The following is a 9,235-nucleotide window of genomic DNA, read 5'->3' on the forward strand; positions in this document are numbered from 1 at the left end:
AAGGGCGGAGCGATCGTCAACATCGCCTCGAATGCCGGCAAGGTCGGCTTCGGCAACATGGCCGCCTATAACGCCTCCAAGGCGGCGGTCATCAACCTCACCCGCTCGCTCGCCGGCGAGTGGGCGGCGGCCGGCGTCAACGTCAACGCGGTCTGCCCCGGCAGCGTCGCGACGCCGATGCTCCGCGAGGTCGCGGCCGAGCTCGAACGCGACGGCCTCGGCGACGCCGCGACCCTCTTCGCCGGCAGGGTCCCCGCCCAGCTCAAGCGCCATGTCGAGCCGGTCGAGGTCGGCCGGATCGTCGCCTTCCTGCTCTCCGACGCCGCGGTCATCATCCGCGGCCAGTCGATCAACATCGACGGCGGCGAGACGCCTTACTGAGGCAACGCCTTCGGGAGTCCGTGCGTGCTTCGAGGCTCCGCTCCGCGGAGCACCTCAGCATGGCGATGTGGGTGGACGCGGAGACGGGTACAAGCCGGCCATGGCGCCCCCTGCCGACAACACCACCCCCGTCATCCTGAGGTGCCCGGTCGCGAAGCGAACGGGCCTCGAAGGACGCACAGCGCCCGACCCCTCGACAGACCGCTGAATCCTACCGGTTTGCCCCCGGCCAGGGCGGGGCATCGCCAGCGTAGCGGTTGAGGCCGATGTCCTGCATCGTCGCGCGGCGGTGGATCTCGGCGAAATACGGCTCGAAGACCGCGTTTTTCTCTTCGAGCTTCGCGTGCTCGGCGAGCCAGGCCGGCACCGTCTCGCGGATCTCGGCGAGGACCGCCGGCTCGTCGATGGTAGTGAGCCGGCCGTCCTGCAGCACGATCGCGCCGTCGACCATCACCATCTCGATCGAGCTGCCGTTTTCCGCATAGACGAGATGCCTGGCGATGTCGTTCAGCGGCGTGAAGGCGAGCGTGTTCATGTCGAGGAGGATGAGGTCCGCCTTCTTGCCGACTTCCAGCGATCCGGTGTCGGCCTCGAGCATGGCGCTTCGCGCGCCGTCGATGGTCGCGGCCTTGAGGATATCCGCGGCGCCGAGCCACTGGCCGTAATCCGGCCCCGGCACGCTGTGGATCAGGCCGGCGACGCGCATCACGTCGAAGAGCCGGAGCGTGTCGTTGCTCGACGCGCCGTCGGTGCCGAGCGCCACCGTCACCCCCGCGTCGAGCAGACGGCGGAGCGGCGCGATGCCGGCGCCGAGCTTCTGGTTGGAGATCGCGTTATGGACGACCGAGAGCCCGGCTTCCCCCATCCGCGCCATGTCATCGTCGCTCACCCAGACCGAATGGGCGATGGTGACGTTGCGGTTGAGGATGCCGAGATCCTCCATATAGGCGATCAGCGTCTTGCCGAAGACCTCCGGCCCGGTCACGGCCTGGGTCTTGGTCTCCAGCACATGGGTGTGGAAGGGAACGCCGTGGCCGAGGGCAAGCGCGCTGCAGGCTTCGAGCAGGTCCGGCGTGCAGCGCTGCGGCGCCGAGGGCGAGACCATGTAGCGGAGCCGCCCGGCGCGGCCGTCATAGGCGGCGAAGGCTGCTTCGCAATAATCGGCATAGGCCTCGCCGGTGACCATCGTCCCGCCTTCGAGCAGCGCCGCGACATCGCGCGGCACGACCTCGGCCGAGAAGGGCATGGTCTCCAGCACCGGGATGTTGATGATCGAGTTGGTGACGTTGGCGCGGATGCCGGCATCGTCATAGGCGGAAAACACCGTCCCCAGCCGTTCGAGCGACAGGACCGGCGGATCGAAGAAGCAGTCGCAGATCGTGGTGACGCCGTTCCGGAGCGACTCGATCGCGACCAGCATCGAGCGGAGATACAAGAGCCGCTCCGGGATCTGCGGCCCCATCAGCAGCGGATAGGCATAGAGCAGCCAGATCTCCAGCGGCATCCGCTCGTAGCGGCCCTTGAAGAACTGCTCGCTCGAATGGAGATGGCCGTTGACCAGGCCGGGCATCGCCAGCCGGCCGGCGCCGTCGATCACCGTCGCGTCGGGGACGTCGTCGATCGCGGCTGCGATCCGCGCGATGCGGTCGCCCTCGACCAGGATGTCGGCGGTGAAGGGTTCCGCGCCGTGCGCCCCGTCCATCGCCAGCACGGTCGCGCCGCGAATGAGGGTCGGGCGCGGCGCGGGCCCGGTCATGGCAGGCGCGCCAGCCGTTCGTTGAGCAGCGCGTAGAAGCCCTTGTCGTCGGCCGAGCGGAGGTAGAGGACATTCTTCGGCCGGTCGGTGATCCGCCAGTAATCGGCGACCGTCATGCCGAGCGTCAGCTCGCTCGCGGTCTCGATGGTGACGTTGATCTGCCGGCCCTCGAAGAGGCCGGGCTTGAGCAGCCAGGCGATGACGCAGGGATCGTGCAGCGGCGCGCCCTCGCTGCCGTATTTGTCGAGGTCGAAGCGCTGCGAGAAGGTCAGCATCTCGGCGACCGCCTTGCCCGCCTTGTTGCCGAGCCCGGCGAAGCCGTCAAGACGGTCCTGGAAGCTCAGCACCCCGTGGGTGACGTCGAGCGGGATCATGACGATCGGGATGCCGCTGGTCAGCACGATGTCGGCGGCTTCCGGGTCGACATAGATGTTGAACTCGGCCGCCGGCGTGATGTTGCCGACCTCGAAATAGGCGCCGCCCATCATCACCAGCTCGCGGACCCGCGCGGCGATGTCCGGCGCCTTGACCAGCGCCATGGCTATGTTGGTCAGCGGCCCGAGCGTGCAGAGCGTCACCGTCCCCGGCTCCTCGCGCCGCAGCGTCTCGATGATGAAGTCGACGCCGTGCTGTTCCTGCAACCTGATCGTCGGGTCCGGCAGGTCGGGACCGTCGAGGCCGGTCGGCCCGTGGACATGCGCGCCCGAAACCAGCGGGCGGCGCATCGGCCGCTCGCAGCCGGCATAGACGGGAATATCGGTCCGGCCGGAGAGCTCGACCACGGTCAGCGCGTTCTTGGCATTCTGGGCAAGCCCGACATTGCCGTTGACGGCAACGATGCCGAGGACGTCGAAATCCTCCGGCGAAGCAAGCGCCAGCAGGATCGCGACTGCGTCGTCCTGGCCGGGATCGGTGTCGATGATGATCTTTCGGGTCATGTCATGTCCTTATGGAAGCTGTGCCTTCCTTCCGCTCTCCGGAAGCGGCATTTCGTTTTCCGCTCATCCCCGCGAAAGCGGGGATCCAGACTTTTGGTGGAATCGTCCCGCCCGGACTGGGTTCCCCGCTTTCGCGGGGACGAGCGGATGAGGAGGGTCGAGATGTCGCGAGTCCAGCCATATCACGGTCGGCGCTCGATGCGGTCGATGATGATGGGGCCGGGGGCGGGAGGCTGGGTATCCGAAATCTGCACGGCTGCCCTGACCCGTGCCGCGGCGCGCTCCCATTCCGCCTCGTCGCGGGCATGGATCACGCAGAGCGGATGGTCCGCGCCGACCGCGTCGCCGATCTGGCGGAAATCGGTCACGCCGACCGAGAGGTCGATCGCCTCCTCGGGCAGCTTGCGGCCACCTCCCAGCGCGACCAGCGTCAGGCCGATCTCCTTGGTATTCATGCCGGCGACGAAGCCTTCCCCGTCGGCGAGGACCGGGCGGATGAAACCGGCGGCCGGAAGGTAATGCGCCGGCCGTTCGACGAAATCGGACGGGCCGCCGAGCGCCGCGACCATCCGGCCGAAATGCGCGGCGGCACTGCCGTCCTCCAGCCGCGAGGCCGCCAGCGACCGTGCCGCCTCGATGTCGGACGCGAGGCCGGCCAGGACGATCATCTCCGCGGTGACCGTGAGGGTCAGCTCGGCGACGCGGGCATCGCGATGGCGACCGGTGAGGAAATCGACGGTTTCGATCACCTCGGTCGCGGCGCCGATGGCGGTTCCGACGAAAGCGTTGAGATCGGTCAGCAGCATGACGCTCGGCAGTCCCGCCCCGGCGGCGACCTCGGACATGCTTTCCGCCAGCTCCCTGGCATCGTCCACCGTCGCCATGTAGGCGCCCGAGCCGGAACCGACGGTGATCACCATCCCGCGCGGCCCCGCGGCAAGCTTCTTCGACATGATCGAGCCGGTGATCAGCGCGACGCTCTCGACCGTCGCGGTGACGTCGCGGACCTTGAAGATCTTGCGGTCGGCCGGAGCGAGGTCGGGCGTCGGACCGATGATCGCGCCGCCGGCCGCCTTGACCGCCGCGACGAAGGTTTCCGAGGACGGCGCGGTATCGTAGCCGGGGATCGAGTCGAGCATGTCGATCTCGCCGCCGCAATAATCGAGGCCCCAGCCGGACAGGTTCGGCGCGAAGACCCCACAGGCCGCGGCGAGCGGCACGACGAGCAGGGTGATCTTCTCGTCGCCGACGCCGCCGGAGGAATGCTTCTCGATGAGGAGCTTCTCGTCGATGCCGGTTGCCGACCAGTCGATCACCGTGCCGGAATCGCGCATCGCCAGCGACAGGGCAACCCGCTCCGGCGTCGTCATGCCGTTGAGGTAGACGGCCATGGTGAAGGCGCCGATCTGGCCCTCGGAGACCTCCCCCGTGCCGATGCCGCGGACGAAGTCGGCGATCTCGGCCGCGCTGAGCACCGCGCCGTCGCGCTTCCGCCGGATGATCTCCTGGGGCAGCATGTCAGCCGTCCTTGTCGAGCACGCCGACAGGCCCGCCCTCGCGCCAGGCATAGAGCTCCCAGAGCTCGTCGTCCGGGCCGGAGAAATAGACGCAGCGCGCGTTCCACGGATAGTCGGCGGGCGGCCCCTGGAATTCGATGCCCTTGGCCGACAGCTCCTCGTAGCAGGCGTCGAGCTCGGCCGGCGACGGCAGCTTGACCGCGATGCAGACCTTGTGGGCGCCGGGTCCGCGGGTGTTGGCGACGCCGGTATGGCGGCTGATATGGTCGATCTCCCACAGCGCCAGCGTCAGCCCGGCACCGGAGAAATCGGCGAAGCCCTCGGCGCGGTGGAGCAGCTCGAAGCCGAGCTTGTCCCGATAGAAGGCGATCGACCGCTCGACGTCCCCGCAGAGCACGCATACGTCCGAGATCGCGTGACGCTGGGCAAATTCCATTTCGACTCCTACCGTTCAATTTCGCCGCGTGCTTCGAGGCTCCGCTCCGCGGAGCACCTCAGCATGGCGGAGTCGGGCTCAGTTGGCCGGGAGGACCGTCCCTCTTCGCCATCCTGAGGTGCCCGGCCGGAGGCCGGGCCTCGAAGGACGCACCGTCGCGTACCCACACGCACCCTAGTAATCCCTCAATTCGCCGAAGCTCGCCGCCGCCTTGGCGCCGCCACGCAGCTTGCCGCTGATCCACACGCCGATGACGGTGGCGACGTAGGGCAGCGCCAGCAGGAAGTCGGGCGGCACCCGTTCGCCGAAGAGGAGCTGGGCGCGGATGCCGAGCGCCCCGACGATGGCGAAGAAGAAGGCGGCGCCGGTCGCGCCGAGCGGGTTGCCGCCGCCGAAGATCACCGCGGCGAAGGCCATGAAGCCGCGGCCGGCGGTCATCCCATAGGCGAAGATCTGCAGCGAGCCCATCGACAGCTCCGCCCCGCCGAGCGCGCAGAGCACGCCGCCGAGGCAGAGCGCGGCGAGCCGCATCCGGGCCGGATTGACGCCGACGCTCCGCGCCGCGAAGGGATGCTCGCCGCAGGCCGCGAGCTGCAGCCCCCAGCGGGTGCGCCGGGTCAGGATCCAGACGGCGATGACGGCCACCGGCATCAGCACGACGAGGATCGAGAGCACGCCATATTCGCCGAAGGCGGGCCCGAGCCGCGGCAGGCCATGAGGGGCGTTGACCGAGGCCTGGCTGCCGTAGATCGCCTGCACCGCGAGGTCGGTGCCGCCGAGGCCGAGCCCGGTCAGCCCCAGCCCGGCGATGATCGGATTGGCGCGCAGCTTCTCGATGACGAACCACAGCAGCGCCGAGGCGAGAACGCAGAGCACGATGCCGATGCCGAGCCCGACGATGATCGAGCCGCCCTGCACCAGGCCGAGCACCGCCGAGCAGGCGCCGATGATCATCAGCCCCTCGAGGCCGAGGTGCCAGATGCCGGCGCGCTGGGCGAGGACGCCGGCCAGCGTCACATAGACCAGCGGCGTACCGGAGCGCAGGATGGCGATGATCGTCTCGTCCATGGCGGCGCCCCTCAGCCCGCGTCCTGCCGGGAGCCGAAGAGGCCGGTCAGGCGCTTCGGCCAGGCCCGCGCGGTGATGAACAGCGCGATCGCGGCGTTGATGATGTCGATGGCGGCGGCCGGCAGCCCGGCGAGCACCGGCAGGTAGAGTCCGGCTGCGGCGAGACCGCCGAAGAAGAGGGCGACCACGGCCGTCGCCAGCACCGACAGGTTGGCGACCAGGGCGATCAGGATGGCGGTGAAGCCATGGGTCGGCAGCATGCCGCTCGACAGCCGGCCGATCGGCCCGAGCACCTCGATGGTGCCGGCGAGGCCGGCCAGCGCGCCGCCGATGACGAAGCCGGCAAGGCCGAGCCGCGACAGCCGCGCCCCCTGCCAGACGACCATGATCGGGTTGCGGCCGGCAAGGCTCGACAGCACGCCGAAGGAGGTGCGGTTGACCAGCACCCACATGCCGACGCCGACCAGCACGGCGATGACGATGATCGCCGGCGATATCGAGCTGGTCGCGGCGATCCGGTAGGCCTCGCCGATCGGCCGGCTCGAGGCCGCCTGGCCGGTCCCCGAGGGGTCCTTCAGCGGGCCGGAGGTGACGTAGACGAGGAACAGCCCGGCGATGAAATTGCCCATCAGCGTGGTGATGACCTCGTCGGTGCCGGAGCGGACCCTGAGCAGGCCCGGCCACAGCGCCCAGACCGCGCCGCCGAGGATGCCGGCGGCGAAGGTCAGCGGCATGACCAGCACCGCCGGCGCCCCATTCAGCCCGTCGGCGACGAAGGTCGCGGCGATGGCGCCCATGTAGAACTGGCCCTGGGCGCCGATATTGAAGAAGCCGCAGCGGAAGGAGATCACCACCCCGAGCGCGGTCAGGAAGAGCGGCAGCCCCCAGCGCAGGCTGTTCTCCCAGGCGCGGACCGAGAGGAAGGCGCCGTCGGCGATGCTCTGGAACATCAGCGGCGCCGAGAAGCCGGCGAATTCGAAGATCACGCCACAGAGCAGGAGCGCGATGAAGACGAAGGCGATCGCCCGGATGACCTGGGTGAGATAGCCGATCATCGGTCGGCTCCGGTCATGGCGGCGCCGATCTCGCCGAGGTGGTAGGGGTGGGAGAATTCGCCGTTGATGCGGCCGGACAGCATCACCACGATGCGGTCGCTGATGTCGAAGAGCTCGTCGAGGTCCGACGAGATCAGCAATATGCCGCAGCCCCGGTCCCGCGCCTCGCGCAGCGATCGCCAGACGAAGGCGGTGGCGCCGACATCGAGCCCGCGGGTCGGCTGCGCCGCGATGATCAGCGTCGCCTCGTCGTCGACCTCGCGGGCGAGGATCAGCTTCTGGGCATTGCCGCCGGAAAGCGAGCCGGCCGGCTGGTTCGGCGAGTTGAAGCGCACGTCCCAGACCTGGAGCGCCGCGGTGCAGGCCCTGCGCAGCCGCGCCGGGCTGATCAGCTTGAGCACGCCGTCGCGGAGCAGCGCCCGCGCCGACCAGTTTTCCCACAGCGCGCTCGACAGGCTGAGGCCCTCGCTGTTGCGCTCGAAGGGGATGACCCGGAGGCCGTTGGCACGGCGGGCGCTGAGCGGGTGATGGGTGACCTCGACACCGGACAAGGTGATCGTGCCGCCGGTCAGGTCGGCGAGATGGGAAAGCGCGCGGACGAGCGTCCGCTGGCCGTTCCCCTCGACCCCGGCAATGCCGACGATCTCGCCACGGCCGACGGTGAGCGCCACATTCTCCAGGGCGGGGCCTTCCGGATCGGGGCGGGTCGAGACCCCGCGCATGTCGAGGATCGCCGGTCCCGCGTGATGCGCGGGCTCGGTTTCCTTGCCCTCATCCTCGGCCGCGCCGACCAGGGCGTCGCGATCGGTCTCGGAGAGGATGTCGTCGGTGCTGCCGATGATCGAGGCGGCGAGCCTCGCCGCGTCGACCTCGGCGGTCGACGTCGGTCCCTCGACCAGCTTGCCGCCGCGCAGCACCGTCACCGTGTCGGCGATCGCCAGCACCTCGCGGATCTTGTGCAGGATGAGGATGACGGTGACGCCGTTCGCCTGCATCACCTTGAGGCGTTCGAACAGGTTGTCGATGCCCGACGGCGACAGCACCGCCGTCGGCTCGTCGAGAATCAGCACGCGCGCGTCGGTGACCAGTGCCCGGGCGATCTCGACCGCCTGCTGGGTCTCGACCGGAAGGTCGCGGATTCGCTCGCGCGGCTTGACCCGGACGCCGAGCGACTCGAGGTGGCGGGTCCAGCGCCGCTCGAGGTCGCGCCGGGTATAGAGGCTGCCGCTGCCGTTGGCGCCGAATTCCATCGCCTCGGCGACGGTGAAGGAGGGCGGCAGCGCGAAGCTCTGGTGGACGATCTCGATGCCGGCGGCGCGGGCCTGGCCGACATGGCCGACCGGCACTTCCCTGCCGGCAATCTCGACGCCACCCTTGTCGGGCCGGACGATGCCGGCGGCGACGCGGGCGAAGGTGGTCTTGCCCGCGCCGTTCTGCCCGACGACCGCGTGGATCATCCCCTCGGCGAAATTCACCGAGACGTCGGCAAGCGCCGCGACGGGTCCGAAGTTGACGGAAACGTCGCGGCAGGCAAGCGCGGTGGCGGTGCCGGTCGTCATCGATGGGCCGGATGGACTGCGGCCGGTCTCCCGGTCACAGCTCGGTGTTGAAGGGCACCTCGAGGGTGCCGGCGATGATGTCCGCCTTGGCCTTCTCGATCTCCGGCCAGACTTCCTTCGCCTTGGCGACGAGATCGGCCGGGCCCTGTTCGACGAAGACGGGCGACAGGACAAAGTCGATGACGCCGGTGCCGAGGCCGGTATTGAGATGACCGCCCTTGAAGTCGGGACCGATCGCCTTGGACACCTCGTTATAGAGCGACTGGCCGAAGTCGAGCGCGACCAGCGCCGCGACGGTCGAGGGACCGAGCTTGTACTGCTCCGGCGAGATGCCGCTGACCATGCGTCCGTCGCCCTCGTTCGCAGCCTGGATGATGCCGGTATCGGTGGCGGCGGAATCGGTCTGGATGTAGTCGATGCCGTCCTGGTACATCTGGTTGGCGATCTCGTGGCCCTTGGCAGGGTCCTGGAAGGACCCGGCGAAGGCACCGGTCACCGTCTTGTCGGCGCCGACCGCGGCCGCGG

Annotated in this window: 9 protein-coding genes; 1 reads left to right on the plus strand and 8 read right to left on the minus strand. The window is 69.2% G+C overall.

Annotated features, from left to right (window positions below; translation table 11 throughout):
* Window positions 1–381 (plus strand): SDR family NAD(P)-dependent oxidoreductase (locus KDJ86_RS13655; RefSeq protein WP_291746770.1); only part of this gene is annotated, 381 nt, incomplete at its 5' end.
* Between the two features lie 211 nt (window positions 382–592).
* On the opposite strand, the gene KDJ86_RS13660 is transcribed toward KDJ86_RS13655, so the two are convergent.
* From KDJ86_RS13660 to KDJ86_RS13695, 8 genes are all read right to left on the minus strand, one after another.
* Window positions 593–2,137 carry an amidohydrolase family protein gene (locus tag KDJ86_RS13660; RefSeq protein WP_291746772.1) on the minus strand — a complete coding sequence of 515 codons (1,545 nt, stop codon included), beginning with the start codon at window positions 2,135–2,137 and terminating at the stop codon, window positions 593–595.
* Window positions 2,134–3,075 carry a nucleoside hydrolase gene (locus tag KDJ86_RS13665; RefSeq protein ID WP_291746773.1) on the minus strand — a complete coding sequence of 314 codons (942 nt, stop codon included), beginning with the start codon at window positions 3,073–3,075 and terminating at the stop codon, window positions 2,134–2,136. Before KDJ86_RS13665 ends, KDJ86_RS13660 begins: the two co-directional genes overlap by 4 nt.
* A 182-nt stretch (window positions 3,076–3,257) precedes the next feature.
* A complete protein-coding gene (locus tag KDJ86_RS13670; RefSeq protein WP_291746774.1) occupies window positions 3,258–4,592 on the minus strand; it encodes a thymidine phosphorylase in 1,335 nt (444 codons plus the stop codon).
* Between the two features lies 1 nt (window position 4,593).
* Complete coding sequence (locus tag KDJ86_RS13675; protein WP_291746775.1) at window positions 4,594–5,028, minus strand: VOC family protein; 435 nt, start codon at window positions 5,026–5,028, stop codon at window positions 4,594–4,596.
* A 174-nt stretch (window positions 5,029–5,202) separates the two neighbouring features.
* Window positions 5,203–6,096 carry an ABC transporter permease gene (locus tag KDJ86_RS13680; protein ID WP_291746777.1) on the minus strand — a complete coding sequence of 298 codons (894 nt, stop codon included), beginning with the start codon at window positions 6,094–6,096 and terminating at the stop codon, window positions 5,203–5,205.
* A gap of 11 nt (window positions 6,097–6,107) precedes the next feature.
* Window positions 6,108–7,151: an ABC transporter permease gene (locus tag KDJ86_RS13685; protein WP_291746780.1), complete on the minus strand. Its 1,044-nt coding sequence runs from the start codon at window positions 7,149–7,151 to the stop codon at window positions 6,108–6,110.
* Window positions 7,148–8,710, minus strand: a complete 1,563-nt coding sequence (locus KDJ86_RS13690; RefSeq protein ID WP_291746782.1) for an ABC transporter ATP-binding protein — start codon at window positions 8,708–8,710, stop codon at window positions 7,148–7,150. Before KDJ86_RS13690 ends, KDJ86_RS13685 begins: the two co-directional genes overlap by 4 nt.
* A 34-nt stretch (window positions 8,711–8,744) precedes the next feature.
* On the minus strand, window positions 8,745–9,235 hold a 491-nt coding region (locus tag KDJ86_RS13695), incomplete at its 5' end, for a BMP family ABC transporter substrate-binding protein (RefSeq protein WP_291746784.1).

This window comes from Bauldia sp. (assembly GCF_020442045.1).
GTDB lineage: Bacteria > Pseudomonadota > Alphaproteobacteria > Rhizobiales > Kaistiaceae > Bauldia.